Annotated in this window: 3 protein-coding genes; 2 read left to right on the forward strand and 1 reads right to left on the reverse strand. The window is 46.9% G+C overall.

Features of this window, described 5'->3' with window-relative positions:
* Positions 1–169: 169 nt before the first annotated feature.
* Both ACED45_RS05145 and ACED45_RS05150 read left to right on the forward strand, forming a co-directional pair.
* The gene (locus ACED45_RS05145) at positions 170–21,688 is read left to right on the forward strand and encodes a tandem-95 repeat protein (protein WP_371713433.1); all 21,519 of its coding nucleotides are present in this window, start codon (positions 170–172) and stop codon (positions 21,686–21,688) included.
* Between the two features lie 221 nt (positions 21,689–21,909).
* A complete protein-coding gene (locus tag ACED45_RS05150) occupies positions 21,910–22,263 on the forward strand; it encodes a hypothetical protein (RefSeq protein WP_371713434.1) in 354 nt (117 codons plus the stop codon).
* Positions 22,264–22,488: 225 nt separating this feature from the next.
* Here the strand turns inward: ACED45_RS05150 and ACED45_RS05155 are convergent, their stop codons facing one another.
* Positions 22,489–23,385, reverse strand: a complete 897-nt coding sequence (locus ACED45_RS05155) for a sigma-70 family RNA polymerase sigma factor (protein ID WP_371713435.1) — start codon at positions 23,383–23,385, stop codon at positions 22,489–22,491.
* Between the last annotated feature and the right edge of the window lie 313 nt (positions 23,386–23,698).

Raw genomic sequence — 23,698 nt, forward strand, 5'->3', positions numbered from 1 at the left:
TTTAATCACAATAACTAAGGATGTTTAAAGGTAGTTTTCAAATTTTTTTTGATTCTTTATGCATAAAAAGAAAAATATGAAAAATGTTGTATAAAAACTTGGTTTTTCAAAATGGTGTCCTTTAATGCCTCTAAATACGATCAGTTAGCTAGTAGCAACGGAGGCTGTAATGGCAGGCGAAAATAACCAAAACAACCAAAATGAAGATCTCAATGACGCGGTAGAACAAACGGACACGAACGACGCGGGTACGCCCTCCCAACAGCAGAATCAACAAAATCAACAAAATACGATTGCGTCGACAATAGCGACGGGTGCTGAAAACACGGATGCGGCCGACGAGGTTAATCAGGCTTTAGAAGACAATCCGAGTGGCGCAGGTAATGCTGAAGATGCGTCGGCTTCTGGTGCGGCTGTTCAAGAAGAGACGCCAGAAAGCGATGGAGATTCAGACGCAGCACAATCCAATGTAGTCGGTGGTGCGGCTTCGGAAGCTGGCTCGGACAATGCTGCTGGCAGTGGTGGTGGAGCAGGTGCTGGCGCTCAAGCAGTAGGTGGCGATAACGCAGAGGCCGCGACAGGTGGCGCAGACGCTGAAGGTAATGAAGAACAAGGCCAAGCTGCGCGTACTTCAGCAGCGCCGAGTTCTACATCTTCTGAATCGGGTGAGCAACAAGTCGGTGACGACCTCGATTCACAAACAGTAGAAGAGACATTTGCCGTTGATGTTCAAGCTTCAGATGAAGAGACCATCAGTGAAGTAGAGGATGACTTTGATTCTGAAACAGTAAGCGAAACGTTCAAAATCAAAGTCGAAAGTGAAAATGATGCGCCAGAAGCTGAACAAGATCTGGCTTACATCATGGATGAAGATGGCTCCATAATATTCACTCAAGAACAATTACTCGAATACGCAAGTGATGTAGATGGGGACGAACTAGTTGCCTCTAACGTTCAAGTTGGTGCTGATGCAACCGTTCAAGACAATGGTGACGGTACTTTCACAGTAGTTCCTTCTGCTGACTTCAATGGTGAACTTGACCTTACTTTCGACATCAGTGACGGCCAAGAAACGATTAGCAGCGCAATTGATTTAACGGTACGTCCGATTAATGACGCGCCGGTTCCTGAAGATAAAACGTTTGAAATAGAGGAAGACGGCACGCTTGTCTTCACCGACGCTGATCTTCTTTCTGGTGCGACGGACATTGAAGGTGACAACCTTACTGTTGAAGGTGTGACTTACGATGGCGGCGACGGCATTCTTACCGACAACGGTAATGGTACCTATACATTCGCTCCAAATGAAAACTTCAATGGCGACGTCAACTTCAGCTTCGATGTGTCAGATGGCACTGATACGGTAGCTGCAAACATCGACGTAAGCGTTACGGCGGTTGATGATGCTCCGGTATCGGGTGACCTAGCGTACTCAATCGACGAAGATGGTTCAATTCGTCTAAGCCAAGAGCAGCTGCTTTCTCAAGCATCAGATGTGGAAGGCGATGACCTGACAGCGAGCGACCTAACGGTTGGTGGTGACGCGACGGTTGTAGCTAACGATGACGGCAGTTTCACCATCACGCCAGATGAGAACTTCAATGGCGACATCGATATCAGCTTTGATATCTCTGATGGCACTAATACAGTTCAAGCATCGGCTGACCTAACCGTTAACCCAGTTAATGACCTGCCAGTACCTCAAGATCAACAATTCAGCGTTGAAGAAGATGGCACGTTAATCTTCACCGATGCAGACTTGTTAACAGGTGCAACGGACATTGAAGGCGATAACCTTACGGTTGAAGGTGTGACCTACGATGGTGGCGACGGTATCCTTACTGATAACGGTAACGGCACGTACACCTTTGCTCCAAATGAAAACTTCAATGGTGATGTAAACTTCGGTTTCGATGTATCTGACGGTACCGATACAGTGTCAGCGAACATCGACGTAAGCGTAACTGCAGTTGATGATGCGCCTGTCTCGGGTGACCTAGCTTACTCAATCGATGAAGACGGTTCGATTCGTCTGAGCCAAGAGCAGCTTCTATCGCAAGCGTCTGACGTAGAAGGTGATGACCTGACAGCCAGCGGCCTAACGGTTGACGGTGATGCGACGGTTGTAGCCAATGATGACGGCAGCTTCACGATTACGCCAGATGAGAACTTCAATGGTGACATCGATATCAGCTTTGATATCTCAGATGGCACTAATACGGTTCAAGCATCGGCTGACCTGACGGTTAACCCAGTAAATGATTTACCAGTACCTCAAGATCAACAGTTCAGCGTGGAAGAAGACGGCACGTTAATCTTCACAGATGCAGACCTATTAACAGGCGCTACCGACATTGAAGGTGACAACCTAACGGTTGAAGGTGTGACCTACGATGGCGGCGACGGTATTCTTACTGATAACGGTAATGGTACGTACACCTTTGCGCCAAACGAAAACTTCAATGGCGACGTAAACTTCGGTTTCGATGTATCTGACGGTACCGATACAGTCTCTGCAAACATCGACGTAAGCGTAACTGCAGTTGATGATGCGCCAGTATCGGGCGACCTAGCGTACTCAGTCGACGAAGATGGTTCGATTTGCCTAAGCCAAGAGCAGTTGCTATCGCAAGCATCAGATGTGGAAGGCGATGACCTTACTGCCAGCGGCCTAACGGTTGGTGGTGATGCAACCGTTACTCAAAACGATGACGGCAGCTTCACGATTACGCCAGATGAGAACTTCAATGGCGACATCGATATCAGCTTTGATATCTCAGATGGCACCAATACCGTTCAAGCTTCAGCAGACCTGACGGTTAACCCAGTAAATGATTTACCAGCCCCTCAAGATCAACAGTTCAGCGTTGAAGAAGACGGTACACTTATCTTCACCGATGCCGACCTGTTAACAGGTGCGACTGACATCGAAGGTGACAACCTAACGGTTGAAGGTATCACTTATGAGGGCACTGATGGCGTACTGACTGACTTAGGTGAGGGCTCATATAGCTTTGCTCCAAACGAAAACTTCAATGGTGATGTGAGCTTTAGCTTCGATGTGTCAGATGGCACCGATACCGTGTCAGCAAACATTGATGTTAGCGTGACTCCTGAGAACGATCCGCCAGTTGCGGGTTCAACGTCCTACACGGTGAATGAAGACAATTCGATTACTATTTCTGATGCACAACTATTGGCAACATCTTCAGATATTGAAGGTGATGTATCGATAGACAGCGTGACTTACTCTGGTAGTGACGGTGTCCTTGAAATCAATGGTAACGGCACTTACACCTTCTCGCCAAATGAGAACTTCAGCGGTGAAATTGCACTTGATGTGGTTGTTGCTGATGAAGAGGGTGCGACCGATGCAACGACCGCGGGCATCAATGTTCTTGAAGTGAACGATCCGCCGGTTGCTGGCCCAACGTCTTATACCATTGATGAAGACTCAGTGTTGACCTTCAGTGAATCACAAGTGCTACTTAATGCCTCAGATGTAGAAGGGGATGTTGAGCTTGTTGGTATTAGCTACGATGGCCCTGAGGGTATCTTCTCAGTAAATGGTGATGGCACTTGTAGCTTCGCTCCGAATGAGAACTTTAATGGCCAAGTTCAGCTTGATGTCACCATTCGTGATGAAGATGGTGCAGAGGTTGAAACCGTCATCAATGTTGACGTATTGCCAATCAATGATGCGCCAGTATCCGGTGATTTGGCTTACAACGTTAACGAAGATGGTTCAATCACACTGAGCCAAGATCAGCTGTTGTCTCAAGCATCTGATGTTGAAGGTGAAGACCTAACCGCGAGCGACTTAACGGTTGGTGGTGATGCGACGGTTGTAGCTAACGATGACGGCAGTTTCACCATCACACCAGATGCGAACTTCAATGGTGACATTGATATTCAATTCAACATCACTGATGGTGCTGACACAGTTCAAGCAACCGCCGATCTTACTGTTAACCCAGTTAATGACTTGCCGGTTCCTCAAGACCAACAATTCAGTATTGCAGAAGACGGTACGCTGCAATTTACAGATGCCGACTTACTTACCGGTGCCACCGATATTGATGGCGACGACTTAACCGTTGAAGGTATTAGCTATACAGGTGGTGATGGCGTACTGACCGACCACGGTGATGGTACTTATACCTTTACGCCAAATGAAAATTTTAATGGTGATGTGAACTTCAGTTTCGATGTGTCTGATGGCACAGAAACGGTCAGCGCTAACATTGATGTCAGTGTGACTCCTGAGAACGATCCGCCAGTTGCGGGTTCAACCTCGTACATGGTCAACGAAGACAATGCCATCACAATTTCTGATGAGCAGTTGCTAGTAAACTCTTCTGACGTTGAAGGTGCAGTGTCGGTTGACAGCGTCACTTACAGCGGCACAGATGGTGTGTTCCAAGATAATGGTGACGGCAGTTACACCTTCCTTCCTAATGAAAACTTCAGTGGCGATATCAGCCTTGACGTTATTGTTGCCGATGAAGACGGTTCGATTGATGAAACCACTGCGGGCATCACCGTTCTAGAAGTGAATGATCCACCGGTTGCGGGTCCAACGTCATACACCATTGACGAAGATTCGGTTCTGACGTTCAGTGAATCTCAGATTCTTGTGAATGCTTCGGATATCGAAGGCGATGTAGAACTTGTTGGCATTAACTACGATGGCTCTGACGGTATCTTCACTGTAAATGGTGATGGTACATGCAGCTTTGCACCCAACGAAAACTTCAATGGTCAGGTTCAACTGGGTGTGACCATTCAAGATGAAGATGGCGCAACGGTTGAAACACACATTAACGTTGATGTATTGCCAATCAATGATGCGCCAGTATCGGGCGATTTGGCTTACACCATCAATGAAGATAGCTCCATCACGCTAAGCCAAGAGCAATTGCTAGCAAGAGCAGGTGATATCGATAGCGATAACTTAGAAGCTATCAATCTATCTACTGATGAAAATGCGACCATCCAACACAATGATGATGGCAGCTACACCATCACACCGAACGCAGATTACAACGGTGACCTAGATCTGAACTTCGATATCATCGATAACGATGGTGGTTCAGTTCAAGTTGGCCTAGACATTACCGTGAATCCGGTTAATGACTTGCCACAAGCGCAAGATCAACAGTTCACGATTGAAGAAGACGGTACGTTACTCTTCACCGATGCTGACCTGCTTGCAGGTGCGTCGGATATTGATGGTGATGAACTGTCGATTGAAAACGTACTTTACACAGGTGCAGATGGTGTTCTTAGCGATAATGGCGACGGCACATATAGCTTTGCTCCAAACGAGAACTTCAATGGTGATGTTCAATTCTCATTCGATGTCTCTGACGGTACTGATTCAACATCAGCTGTTATTGATGTCAGCGTAACGCCTGAGAATGATCCACCAGTAGCGGGCTCAACATCGTACACAGTTCAAGAAGATGGCCAAATCACGATCAGTGATGAGCAATTATTGGCAAACTCTTCCGATGTAGAAGGTGATGTTTCACTGTCTGGAGTATCGTACTCCGGTGATGACGGCTCTTTTGTTGATAATGGCAATGGTACTTACACCTTTACGCCAAATGAAAACTTCGATGGTGATATTTCACTAGACGTTGTTGTCGTTGACGAAGACGGTGCAACCGCAACCACAACCGCTGGCATCGATGTTATCGCTGTGAATGACGGACCTGAAACTTCGGGCATTCAGGCTGAAGTCGATGAAGATAATTCAATCACCATTACTCAAGAGCAGTTACTCGCTAATGCGACCGATGTTGAAGGTGATGAGTTAACGGCATCTAACCTACAAACCAACGATCCAGATGCGACAATTGTTACTAATGACGATGGTTCATTCACTATTACGCACACAGAAAACTTCAATGGCGAGTTGGACTTCACATACAGCATCAGTGATGGTGAGAATGAAGTTCTGACGACACTCGACTTGACGGTTAACCCTGTCAACGATGCGCCAGAAGCGGGCGATGAAATCTTCATCCAAGCGCAAGAAGACCAAACAGTTGGTGTGACACTTCGTGAAGAACCAGCACTACGTTTAGACCAAGCGCCAGAAAACGGCATCATTGAAGCAAATGTGAATGACGAATGGGTGGTACTGGAAGTAGGACAAGAAGTTCCTGCAGATACCGAAGTGCGCTTTGTTCCAAGTGAAGATGCTCTTGCTGAAGGTACACACACCACACAAATCGGTACGTTTGACGATAACGCGAGTGTGGATGATTGGGGTACAGAAGTTGACCCTTATACGCGTGAGTTCTCAGATGGTGACTTAACGGTAACTGTTCAAAGTAACGATGACCCTCTTGGTGCCTGGAATGGCAACACCCACATTGGTCATGGTATCGGTGATACTGACCGCCAAGGCTTAAGTGGTGATGAGAAACTGACGGTTTCAGTTGAAGGTCAAGACATCAATGAAATCAGTTTCCACCTAGATGGTTTGGGTGGCTGGTTCATGGAAGAGTCTCGTCACTTTACAGAAGTAGAAATCAAAGCGTTCAATGAGGATGGCGACCTAATTGACTCGATGACTTACCACAAAGAAGACCGTGGTACTTTCGAGACAGATTACACGCTAACGGTTGATCAACCAGTGTCCTACTTTGAGCTCGGTACCGTGCAAGGTAATGGTACTTACGTCGTTCAAAACATGACAGTGTCACAAACTTGTCATGATGAAGCGGTGTTTACATCGATTGGTGTAGATGGCTCAGAGATTACTGAAACGGTTGAGTTGAATATCCATGCGGGTGACAACGAAATCGAGTTAACGGCTGATCTTCCGAATATTACTGTCGATACCGATGGTTCTGCCCAGTTTGCTTCGGTTGTGATTACCGAAGAGCAACTACTGGCGCAAGCATCTGATATTGATGGCGACGACCTTGATATTGAAAATCTAGAGCTAGTGGGTGAAAACTCAGAGCATGCAACACTCACCGATAATGGTGATGGCACTTGGACGGTAACACCGGATGAAAACTTCCATGGTGAAATCGAACTTGGTTACCAAGTTACCGATGGTGAGCTGACAGACAGCAATATCATCAATATCAATTTCGAATCAGTAAATGATGCGCCAATCGTTTCTGGCCCGATTGTTCTATCGACAGATGAAGATGAAGGTATCACGTTCAGTGCCGATGACTTGCTAGCGAACACCACAGATGTGGAAGGCGATACGCTGTCTATTTCTGACATCACTTACGGTGGTGATAACGGTGAGCTAGTTGATAACGGCGATGGTACGTTTACCTTCATGCCGAATGAAAACTTCAATGGTGAAATCGACATCGACTACAAGGTGTTTGATGGAACTGATGAAGTTGCAACGCATCTAGACCTAACGGTCGTACCAGTCAATGATGTGCCGGTTCCGGGTGAACCATTGCACACCCAAATGCTTGAAAACGGCTCCATGATCATCGAAGCGAAAGACCTATTGTCTGGTGCTACCGATGTTGATGGCGACATTCTTCATGTCGAAAACCTATTACTTGCAGACCAAACGCAAGGTACGTTAACGGATAACGGTGATAATACCTTTACCTTCGAACCTGCAGAAGACTTCTACGGTGAAGTGAATCTGACTTTCGATATCAGTGATGGCCAAACAAGCGCACCAAGTACAGCAAGAGTTGACGTTGAAATTGTCAATGAAGGCCCAGAGGTTGGTGGTCCAATTGAAGCCGCTGTTGATGAAGATGGTTCAATCACTATCACTCAAGAGGATCTGTTAGCGAATGCGACGGATGTCGATGGCGACAACCTTGAAGCCGTTAACTTAGCGACCAACGATCCAAATGCGGTTGTTGTAGAAAACCCAGACGGTAGCTTCACTATTACACCAAGTGCAGATTTCTTTGGTGAGATTGAGTTTACTTATGATGTCACTGACGCGATCGAAACTGTTGCGGCTGACCTCAACCTAACCGTAAACCCTATCAACGATGCTCCAGACGTGCCTGACATGTTTTTCACTACGGAAGACGGTCAAGCGATTACCATTACCGAAGCTGAACTATTAGCACAAGCGACAGACATTGAAGGCGACGAACTGTCAGTTGTGAATGTGACGAGTGCAAGCGACACGGTAGAAGTCACAGACAATGGCGATGGAACATACACATTAACACCAGAGCAGGGCTTCTTCGGTAACGTTGACTTAGCGTTTGATGTGAGCGATGGCACTGATGTGGTTGCCGCAAACATCGACCTAAAAGTTGAGTTCGTCAACGATGCGCCAGAAGCGACGCCAATGGTGGCAGATGTCGACGAAGATGGTTCAATCCTCGTTACACAAGAAATGTTGTTGGAGAACGCGAGCGACCAAGATGGCGATGAGTTGTTTGCAAGCGCGCTTGAAACTAACGATCCAAATGCCAGCATTGTAGACAATGGTGATGGCACGTACACAGTGACACCTTCAGAGAACTTCAATGGCGATATTGCATTCACTTATGAGGTGAGCGACGGTGAGCTGAGCACGTCTAATGATATGACATTGACCGTTAATCCGGTGAATGACATTCCAATTGTTGCTCCAGGAATGTACCACATCGAAGAGGATGGCAGCATCCTGTTCACTCAAGAAGATCTATTGAGTGCTGCAATTGATATTGATGGCGACGACCTAAGCGTTACCAGCATCAATTACTCTGGTGATGAAGGCACAGTAACCGACAACGGCGATGGCACGTTCAGCTTCGTTCCTGAAGAGCACTTCAGTGGTGATCTGCAGTTCAGCTTTACTGTGACAGACGGTACGGATGAAGTTGAACAAGACATTAATGTTCACATTGAAGCAGTTGCTGATGCGCCTGACTTAGTTATCACGGATGGTGATGGTGTTAACGTCGACGACCAGGCGATTTTGGTTGAGCCAGGCGGTATTGTTGAACTGAACATTGCTGCGGCACTTGTCGACCAAGACTTGTCTGAAACACTCACTGTTACAGTAGATGGTGTGCCAGAAGGTTCGGTTATTCAATACGATAACGAAGGCGTTCTGAATGACCAAGAGAACGGTATCACCAGTTACAACGACACTGAAATCACAGTAACGTTTGAAGGTGAGACGGCTGGCTACCAAAACGCTGCGGGTTACTACAAAGTAGACGAAGACGGCAACATCACAGGTGTTGAAGTTGTTTACGAAAACGCATCACAAGTTGGTGGTGGCGGCGACCTTGTTCCAGGGCAAGATCAATTCAGCTTCCAAGTCGAGGAAGGCGAAAGCTTTAACCTGTTCTTAATTCCAAACGGACATCAGCACAACGACTTTGATGCGATGCAAGACGGTCAGTACGAGTTCCGTGCTGAGGATGGTTCGCCTGCGAACATGGATACGGTTGATCCTCAACTTGTCTTTGTAGCTGCTGATGGAACCGAGACAGTGATTCAAGGCCAAAATGGTGACGCGATCTTCCATGGTGGTTCAAGCTCTCAGCTAAACCAAGATGGTATCGAACATACTCGTACTACGGTTAATGAAGACGGCGAGCTGGTTTACGGATTTGAAGATTTGTATGGCGGCGGTGATGCTGACTATTCTGACTTCAACTTCACAATCGATGTCGGTGAAGTGAACAGCCAAATCTACAGCGGTGAAGTAACGGTTGGCCCTGATGGTACGGTGAACTTACCAACAACGGCTATCGAAAATGCGTTACAAATCCAGTTACCAGAAGACTTCAATGAGCAGCTTGAAGTTCATGTAACCGCAACTGCGACAGAGTTATCGAATGATGATTCTGAAACGGTATCTCAAACCATCTACATTAACGCGACAGGCGCGCACATTGAGCACGCACCTGAAGCACTTCCGGTTTCTGCAACGGTTGAAGAAGATGGTTCAATCATCATTACGCAAGAAGACTTATTGGCTAATGCGCGTGATTTAGATGGCGATCAGTTGACGGCTCTGAATTTAGCAACCGATGATGAGAGCGTTACGATTACCGATAACGGTGATGGTACGTACACATTAACGCCAGATGCTGATTTCAATGGCGATGTGAGCTTTACGTTTGATGTGTCTGATGGTGATGATGTTGTCTCTACCAACCTTGAGTTAACAGTTTCACCAGTAAATGACGGTCCAGAAGCACAAGACCACGCATTCACAGTCGGCGAAGATGGCGTGTTAACGTTCAATGACCAAGACCTATTAACAGGTGTAACGGACATTGAAGGGGACGACCTAAGTGTTGAAGGTGTAACTTACACTGGCGCAGATGGTGTCCTAACCGATAATGGCGATGGCACCTACAGTTTCGCGCCGAATGAAAACTTCAATGGCGATGTGAACTTCTCGTTCAATGTATCAGATGGAACCGATACGGTAACCGCTAACATTGATGTGAGCGTGACGCCAGAGAATGATCCTCCGGTTGCGGGTAGTACGTCTTACACGGTTCATGAAGACAACTCTATTACGATCAGTAACGAACAATTGCTAGCGAACTCTTCGGATATCGAAGGCGAAGTCGCAATTGATAACGTGACTTACAGTGGTAGCGACGGTGTTCTGGAAATCAACGGTGACGGTACATACACCTTCTCGCCAAACGAGAACTTTAATGGCGAAGTTAGCCTAGATGTTGTCGTGACGGATGAAGATGGAGCGACTGAAGCAACAACGGCGGGTATTACTGTCCTTGAGGTGAACGATCCGCCAGTTGCTGGCCCTACGTCATACACCATCGATGAAGATTCAGTACTGACTTTCAATGAGTCTCAAGTTCTGTTGAACGCTTCTGATATTGAAGGTGATGTTGAGCTTGTTGAGATCAACTACGATGGCCCAGACGGTATCTTCTCAATCAATGGTGACGGTACATGTAGCTTCGCTCCGAATGAAAACTTCAACGGCCAAGTTCAATTGGATGTAACCATTCAAGATGAAGACGGCGCTCAAGTTGATACGTTTATTACGGTTGATGTATTACCAATCAACGATGTACCAGTATCAGGCGACCTTGCATACAGTGTTGAGGAAGACGGTTCGATTACCTTGAGCCAAGAGCAGCTTCTTTCTCAAGCGAGTGATGTAGATGGCGACGACCTTACTGTTTCTAACTTGATTGTTGATGGAGACGCGACGGTTGTTGCTAACGATGACGGCAGCTTTACCGTTACGCCAGATGCGAACTTCAATGGTGACATTGACCTAACGTTCGACATTAGCGATGGTACAGATACGCTGGTTGCGACGGCTGACCTAACCGTTAACCCAGTCAATGACCTTCCACAACCACAAGATCAAACGTTCAGCATCGGCGAAGACGGCATCTTGAACTTCACTGATGAAGACTTGCTGACAGGTGCGACTGACATTGATGGGGATGACCTGTCGGTTGAAGGCGTTACTTACACAGGTGCGGATGGTGTTCTTACTGATAATGGCGATGGAAGCTACAGCTTTGCGCCAAACGAAAACTTCAATGGTGATGTGAACTTCAGTTTTGATGTGTCAGATGGCACGGATACAGTTCAAGCCAATATTGATGTCAGCGTGACACCAGAGAACGATCCACCGGTTGCAGGTAGCACGTCTTACACCGTTCATGAAGACAACTCAATTACCATCAGTGACGAACAGTTACTTGCTAACTCTTCTGACATTGAAGGTGATGTGGCAGTCGATAGCGTGACTTACACTGGCGCTGACGGTGTCTTTGAAGACAACGGTGACGGTACTTACACCTTCTCACCAAACGAAAACTTCAACGGCGAAGTTAGCCTTGATGTTGTCGTAACTGATGAAGAGGGCGCAACTGAAGCGACCACCGCGGGTATTACTGTACTTGAGGTGAACGATCCACCAATCGCAGGCTCAACCAGCTACTCAGTCAACGAGGACGAAGTTATCACCATCAGTTCAGAGCAACTGTTGGCAAACGCTTCTGATATCGAAGGTGAAGTGGCGATTGATAGCGTTAACTACACAGGTTCAGACGGTATCTTTACCGACAATGGTGACGGAACATTCAGCTTCGCACCTAACGCTAACTTCGATGGCGACGTAAGCCTTGATGTTGTCGTTACTGATGAAGAAGGCGCAACCGTAGCGACCAACGCAAGCATTGATGTTCTGCCTGTTAACGATGCTCCGGTATCGGGCGACTTGGCGTACAGCGTGGACGAAGATGGCTCAATTACCTTGAGCCAAGAGCAATTACTTGCTCAAGCGAGTGATGTTGATGGCGATGACTTAACAGCGGCTAACCTAACCGTTGGTGGTGATGCGACAGTTACAGCAAACGATGATGGTAGTTTCACTATCACGCCAGATGCTAACTTCAATGGCGACATTGATTTGAACTTCGACATTACCGATGGCGATGCGACGCTTCAAGCAACGGCTGACCTAACGGTTAACCCAGTTAATGACCTGCCAACAGTCGGTGAGCCACAATTTGTGACTCAAGAAGACACCAGCTTTACCTTCACAGAAGAACAACTGCTGCAAAATGCGGGCGACATTGATGGTGATAACCTATCGGTTGAAAATGTGGCTTCAGATAGCGGTACTTTGGTTGATAACGGCGACGGCACTTACACATTCGCACCGAATGAAAACTTCGACGGCAATGTGAATGTGACGTTCGACGTGAATGACGGTACCGCGACAGTACCAGCAGAAGCGACGATTGATGTTCAATCTGTGGTTGATATGCCAGAGCTGTCGATTGCTTCTGACCTAGTGATTGCTTCAGACAACTTCGAGTCTGGCTCAAACGGTTGGAATACAGGCACAGAAAGCTCTCAAGGCTTCGAGTCGGGTGACATGCTAGGTCGTATTGGTGGAACGGGCGGTGATGAAGCCGTCAGCAAAACTTACGACATTCCAAGTGATGTGAGCGAAGTTAATATCTCGTTCAACTTCTACGAAATTGATTCTTGGGATGGTGAGTCGTTCCAAATCTTTGTCGGCGGCGAAGAGCTAACGACATTAGATAATTCTGCGTTCCGTACTCAAGATGGCACAACAACGCTTTACGATTCAGAAGGAAATGAAGTCGGCGAAGTGGTTCACGGCGTATCGCAAGGTGAGGGCTTCAGTGGTTGGAACGACCAAGCACACCAAATCAACCTAACGGTACCAGTAGAAGACGGCCAACTTGAACTTGGCTTCGGTTCAACCCTGAATCAAAGCGTCGATGACGAGGCGTTTGGTATCGACAACATCGAAATCACAGTGTCTGACGCGGATTACCAAATCATTGGTACTGAAGACACACCTGTACCACTTGATATTGATGCGGCGCTTACTGATACCGATGGTTCAGAAAACCTTGCTATTTTGATTGAAGATGTGCCGGAAGGCAGCTCGCTTTCTGCAGGTACCGATAACGGTGATGGCACTTGGTCATTGCAACCTGGCGAGCTAGAAGGGCTAGAGTTTATCCCTTCAGGTGACTTCAATGGTGATGTGGTTCTAACTGTAAATGCGACATCGACTGATGTTGATACGGGCACCACCGCGACGGCAACCCAAGATGTGACGATTCATATCTCGCCAGCGAATGATGCTCCAGAAGTTGATGGTGACATCAGTGCTGTGACAGCCGAAGACAACAGCATCACGCTAACTCAAGAGCAGTTGCTAGAGCACGCTGTTGACATTGATGGTGATGATTTATCAGCAATCAACCTAACTACCAATGATGAAAATGCGACCGTTCAAATGAACGACGATGGCAGCTTCACCATTACACCGAGTGAAAACTTCAACGGTAATATCGAATTTAGTTACGATGTAACTGATGGGGAAGACATGGTCGCGGCTGGCCTAGACTTGACGGTAACACCTGTCAATGATGCGCCAGAGCCACAAGACCAAGCATTCACTATTGGTGAAGATGGGGTTCTTAACTTCACTGACGCTGACCTGTTAACGGGTGCGACGGATGTTGAAGGTGATGACCTAACAGTCGAAGGTGTGACATACACGGGTGCTGATGGTGTGCTTACCGACAATGGTGACGGAAGCTACAGCTTTGCGCCAAACGAGAACTTCAATGGTGATGTGAACTTCAGCTTTGATGTGTCAGATGGCACGGATACGGTTCAAGCCAACATTGATGTGAGCGTGACGCCTGAGAACGATCCACCAGTGGCGGGTAGCACGTCTTACACTGTGCATGAAGACAACTCAATCACGATCAGTAACGAACAGCTATTAGCCAACTCTTCAGATATTGAAGGTGAGGTTGCGATTGATAGCGTGACTTACACTGGCAGTGACGGTGTGTTCGAAGACAACGGTGACGGCACTTACACCTTCTCGCCAAACGAGAACTTCAATGGTGATGTGAGCTTAGCGGTTGTTGTTACCGATGAAGAAGGGGCAACAGAAGCGACCACCGCGGGAATCACCGTACTTGAGGTGAACGATCCGCCAATCGCAGGCTCAACCAGTTACTCAGTCAACGAAGATGAAGTTATCACCATCAGTGCAGAGCAACTGTTGGCGAACTCTTCTGATATTGAAGGTGAAGTGGCGATTGATAGCGTTACTTACACAGGCGTTGACGGCATCTTTACTGACAATGGTAACGGTACATTCAGCTTTGCACCGAACGCAAACTTTAACGGTGATGTTAGCCTCGATGTAGTGGTGACAGATGAAGACGGTGCGACAGTAGCCACCAGCGCAAGTATTGATGTTCTTCCAATTAACGATCCACCAGTATCGGGTGATTTGGCATACAGCATTGATGAAGATGGTTCCATTACTCTGACTCAAGAGCAGTTGCTATCTCAAGCATCTGATGTGGATGGCGATGACCTAACCGCAAGCAACTTAAGCGCAGGCGATAATGCAACTGTTGTTGATAATGGCGATGGCACCTTTACGGTAACGCCAGATGCGAACTTCAATGGCGATATCGACCTAAGCTTTGATATTTCGGACGGCACTGAGTCGATTGTGGCGAACGCCGATCTGACGGTAAACCCAGTCAACGACTTGCCAACGACATCTGATGTTTATGCGAACGTTGATGAAGATAATGTCATCACTATCACGCAGGAGCAGTTACTTGCGAATGCCGCTGATATTGAGGGCGACGACCTTGTCGCTTCCGACTTAACATTAGTGGGTGACGATGCAACGATTGTCGACAATGGCGATGGCACGTTCTCAATCACTCCAAGCGAAAACTTCAATGGCTACATCGATGTTGCCTACAGCATCAGCGATGGCGACACACCAATTGCCGCTAACTTAGGCTTGACCGTTGACCCAGTTAACGACGCGCCAATTGTTTCTGCTGATGTGGCGATAACCATTGAAGAAGACGGTTCATACACCATTACTCAAGAAGAGCTCCTACAATTCGCGACTGACATCGAAGACGATGACATGACCGCAACTATCGGAGAGCAGGGCGATGAAACAACCGTAACCGGTACAGTGTTGGATGCTGAAACTGGCAATCCAATCGCAGGTGCGGATGTTACGCTAACCGACAACGCAGGTCATTCTTACACGGCGGAGACGGATCAATCCGGTAATTACTCTGTGAGCGGTCCAGTTGTTGACCAAGGTACCGTTACGATTGAACAAGAAGGCTCTATTACTAGCAGCTTCCTAGTTCCAGCAGGCGAAGATACCAACGGTGGTGTAACCGCTATATCCGAAGTACTTGAAGAAACAGATATGCGTATCGTGGTTACATGGGGCGACAGTCCACGTGATATGGATAACCACTTATGGCTTTACGATACAGAGAATGGCAATGAGCTAGACCATATTTACTATCGCGACATGAGCCATGATCTTGGTGAAGGTAACGTTGTTCAGCAAGATGTAGATGACACAAATGGTGGCGGCCCTGAAACCATCACCATTCCAAACTACCAAGATGCGGACATGCACTATTCAGTACACAACTACACCAGCAGAAGTTGGGATGTAGATGGTGTTGAAGATGTACAAGTTCAGGTGTTTGTAGGCGATACATTGGTTGAAACCTTCAGCCCAGATTTATCTGATAACCCATCAGGTGACCATTGGCATGTATTTGATATCGTGAATGGCGTTATTGTTCCAAGCCAATATGTAGGCAGCGAGAATGCGTTTGATTTACCAACGGCAGAAGAAGCGCTTGCGAATGAAAACGGCATTGATATCTCTGAATTGCTAACTGGCGATGAAGGTGATGACTCTGGTGATACGGGTGGAAACGAACCAAGTGTTGGAGATGTTTCCATTGAGAACGCTCTTATCACTGACAATGGTGATGGAACTTACACCATTACACCGGAAGAGAACTTCAATGGTGAATTCTCGATTAGCTACAACGTAGACGATGGCAACGGTGGGGTTACTCCAGCGGAACTAGACGTGACTGTAACAGCAGTTAACGACCTTTCTGTAATTTACGACCACGACTACACCATTAATGAAGATGGTTCGCTGACCTTTACCGATGAACAGCTACTGACTGGTGCAACGGATATTGACGGCGATGATCTTTCTGTCGAGTCGGTTAACTACGAAGGTACAGACGGTGTGTTCACGGATAACGGCGACGGTACTTATACCTTTGCTCCAAACGAGAACTTCAATGGTAATGTCGACCTAACTTACGATGTGAGTGATGGTACAGATGTTGTATCGGCGAATATTGATGTTCAAGTGGTTCCAATCAACGACGTACCGGTAGCGGGTTCTACGACTTACAGTGTTGAAGAAGACGGCAGTATCACCCTAAGCGATGCACAACTTCTAGCGAATAGCTCGGATGTTGAAGGGGAAGTGTTTGTCAGCGATGTAAGCTACAGCGGCACTGATGGTGTATTCACTGATAATGGTGATGGTACTTACACCTTTGCTCCAAACGAAAACTTTAACGGTGACATCAGTCTTGATGTATCTGTTATGGATGAAGATGGCGCAACCGCTGAAACAACCGCAGGTATCGACGTCATTGCTGTTAATGACTTGCCGGTTGCAGGTTCAACGACCTACAGCGTTGACGAAGATAACGTGATTACCATCTCTGAAGCACAGCTTCTTGCGAACAGCTTAGACATTGAAGGTGATGTATCCGTTAGCGACGTTTCCTACTCAGGCGCAGACGGTATATTTACTGACAATGGTGATGGTACTTACAGCTTCGCACCAAATGAAAACTTCAACGGCAATGTCAGCCTAGATGTCACCGTTGCTGATGAAGAGGGTGCAACGGCTGAAACCACTGCGGGTATTGAAGTTATCGCGGTTAACGACGCGCCAGTGTCAGGTGACTTGGCTTACTCAGTGGATGAAGATGGTTCAATCACACTAAGCCAAGAGCAGCTGCTTGCTCAAGCATCGGATGTGGACGGCGATGATCTTACCGCTGCCAACCTAACCGCCGGTAATAACGCGACCGTTACGGCAAACGATGATGGTTCATTTACCATTACCCCGGATGCTGACTTTAATGGCGATATTGACCTAAGCTTCGACCTTTCTGATGGTACTGAAACGGTTGTTGCAACGGCAGACCTTACTGTGAATCCAGTGAATGACATCGCAGTTGTAGAAGATGTCGCTTACACCATTGAAGAAGACGGTTCGCTTACCTTTACGGACGAGCAACTGCTAGCAGGTGCTTCTGATATTGATGGTGATGAGCTTTCAGTTGCCGACGTGTCTTACACTGGCGCAGAGGGTGTGTTTACCGACAATGGCGATGGAACCTACACCTTTGCACCGAACGAGAACTTCAACGGTGACGTAAGCCTAGACTTCTCAGTATCTGACGGTACAGAGACGGTCGATGCTAACATCGACGTAACGGTAACAGACGTTAACGATGCACCAGTGGCAGGCGCAACGTCTTACCAAATGAACGAAGATGGCACCATCACATTGAGCCCTGAGCAGTTGATTGCTAATAGCTCCGATGTGGACGGTGAAGTGTCGCTTGATAGCGTGAGCTACTCAGGTGCAGACGGTATCTTGGTTCAAAATGAAGATGGGTCGGTAACGTTCGCACCAAACGAAAACTTTAACGGCGACATCAACCTTGATGTGACGGTTATTGATGACGACGGTGCAACGGCTCAGACTACCGCTGGTATTGAAGTTATTGCAGTTAACGACGCACCAGTGGCCGGAAACGTGGCTTACTCGGTTGATGAAGACGGTTCAATTACGCTATCTCAAGAGCAGTTGCTGGCTAACGCATCCGATGTTGATGGTGATGCACTAACCGCAAGCAACCTATCTGCAGGTGACAATGCGACCGTAACAGCGAACGAAGATGGTTCATTTACTATCACTCCGGATGCTGATTTCAACGGTGACATTGATTTGAGCTTCGATGTGTCAGATGGCCTTGAAACTGTTCAAGCTGGAGTCGACCTAACGGTTAACCCAGTCAATGACCTACCAACAGCGGAAGACCAAAACTTTACTGTTGAGGAAGATGGAACGCTAATCTTCACGGATGCAGACCTACTAGCAGGTGCTGCAGACATTGACGGCGATGACTTGTCTATCGTTGACGTGTCTTACACGGGCGCAGAAGGTGTGTTCACTGATAACGGTGACGGCACTTATAGCTTTGCTCCGAACGAGAACTTCAATGGCGATGTCAACCTAGGCTTCACAGTGACTGATGGCACTGAGACAGTCGATGCCAATATTGGTGTGACGGTAACGGATGTTAACGATGCGCCGGTAGCGGGTTCTACGTCTTACCAAATGAACGAAGATGGCACCATCACAATCAGCCCTGAGCAGTTAATTGCTAATTGCTCTGACGTTGATGGTGAAGTGTCACTTGAAAGCGTGACTTACTCAGGCTCTGACGGCACCTTGGTTCAAAACGATAATGGGTCTGTGACCTTCACGCCAAACGAGAACTTTAATGGTGATATCAGCCTAGATGTGGTCGTGACCGATGATGACGGTGCAACGGCAACAACAACGGCAGGTATCGAAGTTCTGGCTGTGAACGATGGACCTGAATCTGAGGATGTGAAACTAACCACAGCCGAAGACAGCACCATTCTTATCACACAAGACATGTTGTTAGCTCAAGCTACCGACATCGATAACACCGCAGACGAGCTGTCGGCTTCTGGTCTACAAATCGACCCTAGCTTGGGTGAGTTGCTAGATAACGAAGATGGTACTTGGTCATTTACACCAAACGAAAACTTCAATGGCGATGTGCCAATGACGTTTAACGTTAGCGATGGCCAAGAGACAATTTCAGTCGACGGCAACATCGATGTTACGCCAGTGAATGATGCACCTGAAGCGCCAATGATTGAGATGCAAGGCGAAGAAGATGTGGTCATGGTGATTGACCCGGCTTACATCGCGGATCAAGTGACAGACCTTGATGGCGACGAGATCAGCATTGAGAGCATCACAGTTCGAGCTCCAGCGAACGCGACCTTAACTCAGCAACCAGACGGCATGTATCACTTAGTGACTACTCAAGACTTCAATGGCTTAGTAGAACTCGGTTATCAAGCGACTGACGGTGAAGAAGTGGTTGATGGCTCGCTGAATGTGGATGTCATTCCGGTTAACGACGCACCATTCAACGTCGGCAACGCAATGATGACCACCAACGAAGATGGCGCGTTCACCTTCGATGCTGGCGACTTGATGAACTTGTTCGGTGACATTGATACCGCAGACCTTGTTGTTTCTCGCATTATCACCGCAGACGGTGAAGATGGCGGAGAAGTTACAGACAACGGTGATGGTACTTGGACATTCACACCAACAGGCGACTTTGCGGGTGTTTCTGACCTACAAGTTGTCGTGAGTGACGGTGAGTTCGAAACGGTTCTCGATGTTCCTGTGTACGTACGTCCTGTCGCAGATGGCGCGGTTATTTCAACTGACCATGACGGTCCATTAGTCTTCGGCGAAGATGAAACGGGTCACTTGGGACTGAACGTTGGCCTAGTCGATGATTCAGAAACACTAAGTAACTTGGTGATGACAGGTTTCCCTGTTGGATTCGAGGTAACAGATGGTGTGAATACCGTGATGATCACCGAGCCGGGTCAATACATCGACCTGTTCGACTGGGATATCTCAAACATTCAAATGACGCCGCCTGAAGACTTCCATGGTGAGTTCTTCGTAACCGTAAGCGCAACAACGGTTGATTACGGAGATGAGCCGGAAGCGTTTGATGATGGTATCGATTCAGGTGATTTCGAAACTGTGGCGGGTGATTCCATCATCCTAACGGCGGACGACCTAATCGGATTGGCTGAGAATGTGGATGCTGACAGCGATGATGAAGTGAAACTGGTTCATCTTGCTGACCGCAGCCAAGGTGAGATTGTCGATAATGGCGATGGCACTTGGACGTTCACACCAGCACCAGGCTTCACGGGCGAAGCAGACATTGCGTACGTAGTTGATAAAGATGGCGTGCTTCATGATGAGCAAACTGGCGTAGTCGTGAAAGAAGGCGACTCACAAGAGAATGCAGCACCAGAAGTTAACAGCATCACAACGACGGAAATCGCAGCGGATGCAACCTTGTCGTTCACTGATGAAGACATGTTAGCGAACCTGAGCGATGCGGAAGGCGACAGCTTGAGCATTGAGTCAGTAAGCTTGATGGAAGGTCAGGGTGTAATAGAGAGCGATAACCAAGGTAACTATCAATTCACACCTGCTGAAGACTACACCGGAGATGTTCAAGTTGGGTTTATAGCGACCGATGGCGAAAATCGCATCGAAAGCTTCTTCAATGTGGATATCCAAGGCGGAGATGAAGCGGCGGCGAGTGAAGGTTATGCCATAGCTGATGATGGTTCACTAACTATCACGGATGCACAGCTGGTGGATGAGTTGGGCGTGAGTGATTCTGCACAAGTTGTTGATGTTGCAGACGCGAACGATGCTGGCTTCTTTGCTCAATCTGGTGACGGTGAGTGGACATACTGGCCGAACGAAGACTTCGATGGCAATTTAGCGATGAATGTTGAAGTTAACGACGGCGGTGAAGTATCAAGTCACAGCTTAAGCATCCAAGTTGAAGATGATTCAGTACAAAGTGATGAACCACAAGTCCAAGCTGCTCAAGAAACAGAAGAGCAACAAGTGGAAGTGGCTCAACAAGCTGATGACCAAGCTCAAGATGCTGAAACTGAAGACAGTACAGCCGATGTAACCGCGGCACCGGGCGATACTATCTCTATCTCGATTCCAGATGAGGTGAGTGGTAACGAATCGGTTGATTACGCTGATATGTCTGGCTTACCTGAGGGCGCTACTGTGAGCAACGCACTGGATAACGGTGATGGTAGCTTCACAATCAGTGGCAACCTAGAGCAGCCTGTATCCGTTGAACTTCCAGAAGGTTATGAAGGTACTAGCGAGATCCAATTCCAAGGTTACGACGAATTGGGTAGCTCAATAGACGGTGCTAGCGGTTCTGTTGAAGTTGAGGTCGATGATCAATACACCATGCAAGGTTCTACCCAAGAGCAGCAACCAGACATGGCGGGTATGGAATCTGGAGGCAGCGACTGGACAAGTTCAGGTGGTCAAGAGCAAGGTGTTGACTTCACGGACGACTCTGGAAGCTTCGATTCAGATTCTCAAACTGGAACCGATCAAGGCAACGACTTCGACCAAAGCTCGATTTAATCGAGAGGGCTTAGTTTTAGTCTGAACCGACATTTAGTCTAAACCAACAAGTAGATAGGGCAGCGTAAAGTTGCCCTCACTAAAGCCATGTGGGGTCATTGATGCATGGCTTTTTTATTGCTTGTTGTTCTAAATAATATTGTTTGTTTCGCTAAATAAACTTGAGAACAGACAAAAATGTCCTTAATTATTAGACGAGTTAGTTAGAAAGGAGGGACGACATGTATCGTTATGTCAGTTCACCGCAAGCGTCGAAGTACATCGTGCCACCACCTCAACATCGTGAGTTGTCGAGTGTGGATGTGCCTGAGTCCGAATTAGAGATGCGAGAAATATTGAATAATTGGTTTGCTGATGGTTTAGCACCCATTATTGAAAGTGAAGATGACTACATCTCTACGAGCGATCACGTTCGATTTGAAAAGCTCAGCGGCACCGTTGGGATGCTGTTGAGAAACAAAGATTATTATTTTGCGGCCAAACGGATTTTATCTGTGTGGGAACAAAATTGTCTTGAAACCACTTACATCAATTATCTCATTTTACGCAGTGAGCGAGTCACTTCTTTAAGGTAAGTTAATGCTGTGGCACTTGTCATTAGCCATTAGCCATTAGCGACTTACGGTTCGTGTGCTTACGATCTTTTTATTTTTCTAGCGAATCAGGTAAACAAAAAGGGCAAGCTTTGAGGCTCACCCTTAAGGTTCTTTTTACTTAACGTTGTTGCTCTCAATTAACGATGCTTTTGTCTAACGTTATTGTTCTTTCCTGTCGTTATAACTTCTCAGTAGGGGTGAGACTTACACCCAACCATCAAATTTGAGTCGTTTTTGAATTCTCTCGACTGCTTCTTTCTGCATTTGTCTAACACGCTCATTAGAAACATTTACATCTTGCATTTGTCCCACCTCAGACAGTGTTTTCACCTTGTTATCAAAGAAACCAAAACGGTGAATGAGAACCTTCTGTAATTTGGGTGGCAGTGTGTTTATGATTTGCTCTAGAGCTTGGGTAAAGGATTGATCCTCACAATCTTGTTGAGGGTCTTGGATATATTCACTTTCGCATTGATCAAGCACCATAGGCGCATGGCTAGTTCCAACCGTTGTCGTCACGTCAATAAACCCGCTTAACGCCACCAGTTGATCGACGCGTTCGGCCTTTACACCTGAACTGTCTGATAGCTCAGAAATTGAAATCTCTCTACTCATTTTTTTACTTACATCGAGCTTTTTGGACGCGAGGCTGTTTATTTCTTTGCATACGTGGGCGGGCAATCGGACAGTACGACCTTTGTTCATCAATGCCGCTTCAATATTCTCTCGAATCCACCATACGGCGTAAGTCGAAAAGCGATAACCGGGTTCGGGATCGTATTTATCGATTGCTTTGATTAAGCCGATGTTACCTTCTTCGATCAGGTCGAGCAGCGTGAAGTTGTTGCCTTTACGTTTTAGGTAACTCTTTGCGATTTTTACAACAAGTCGCAGGTTTGATTCGATCATGATGTCACGTGCTTGCTTGTCACCAGCGCGATTCAATTTTGCGTAATACACCTCATCTTCACGCGACAGCAGATCAATCCCCACAATATCCTTTAGATAGTGAGCATAAGGTTCTGCAGTGGTAGAAAATGATTCTTTAATGGGTGTGTCATCCGTGAGCCCCTGAAACGCAGCAAAACTGTCATTGTTCATTTCCTTGTCCTTTTTTAGCCGACTGAACGTTTTATTTTTTTATTTTATTATTATGCCACCAAGTGATTAACGCTTGGTTTCATTAGAGTGTAGGTAACAGTTTCTTCTTTACCAATAAATAAAATGCAACTTCGTATACTTACGTCACAAAAAGATCTACAAGTATTTAACCATTTTACATCTCATCGAGCGTGTCGGTTTTTCATAGGAAACATGAACATGCATAGCTTATAAAGTATGTATTATGCATTGGCGTATGTAGATAAACCGAGTGAATTTTTAGGAGCGGGCGGCTATATAATTGATAGGGAAA

Origin of the sequence: Vibrio crassostreae (assembly GCF_041439375.1) — a bacterium.
Lineage (GTDB): Bacteria > Pseudomonadota > Gammaproteobacteria > Enterobacterales > Vibrionaceae > Vibrio > Vibrio crassostreae_D.

What these genes read in the sequence shown, in the direction of transcription:
- ACED45_RS05145 (WP_371713433.1), top strand. Translation starts at nt 170, where the DNA reads ATGGCAGGCGAAAATAACCAAAACAACCAAAATGAAGATCTCAATGAC.
- ACED45_RS05150 (WP_371713434.1), top strand. Translation starts at nt 21,910, where the DNA reads ATGTATCGTTATGTCAGTTCACCGCAAGCGTCGAAGTACATCGTGCCA.
- ACED45_RS05155 (WP_371713435.1), bottom strand. Translation starts at nt 23,385, where the DNA reads ATGAACAATGACAGTTTTGCTGCGTTTCAGGGGCTCACGGATGACACA.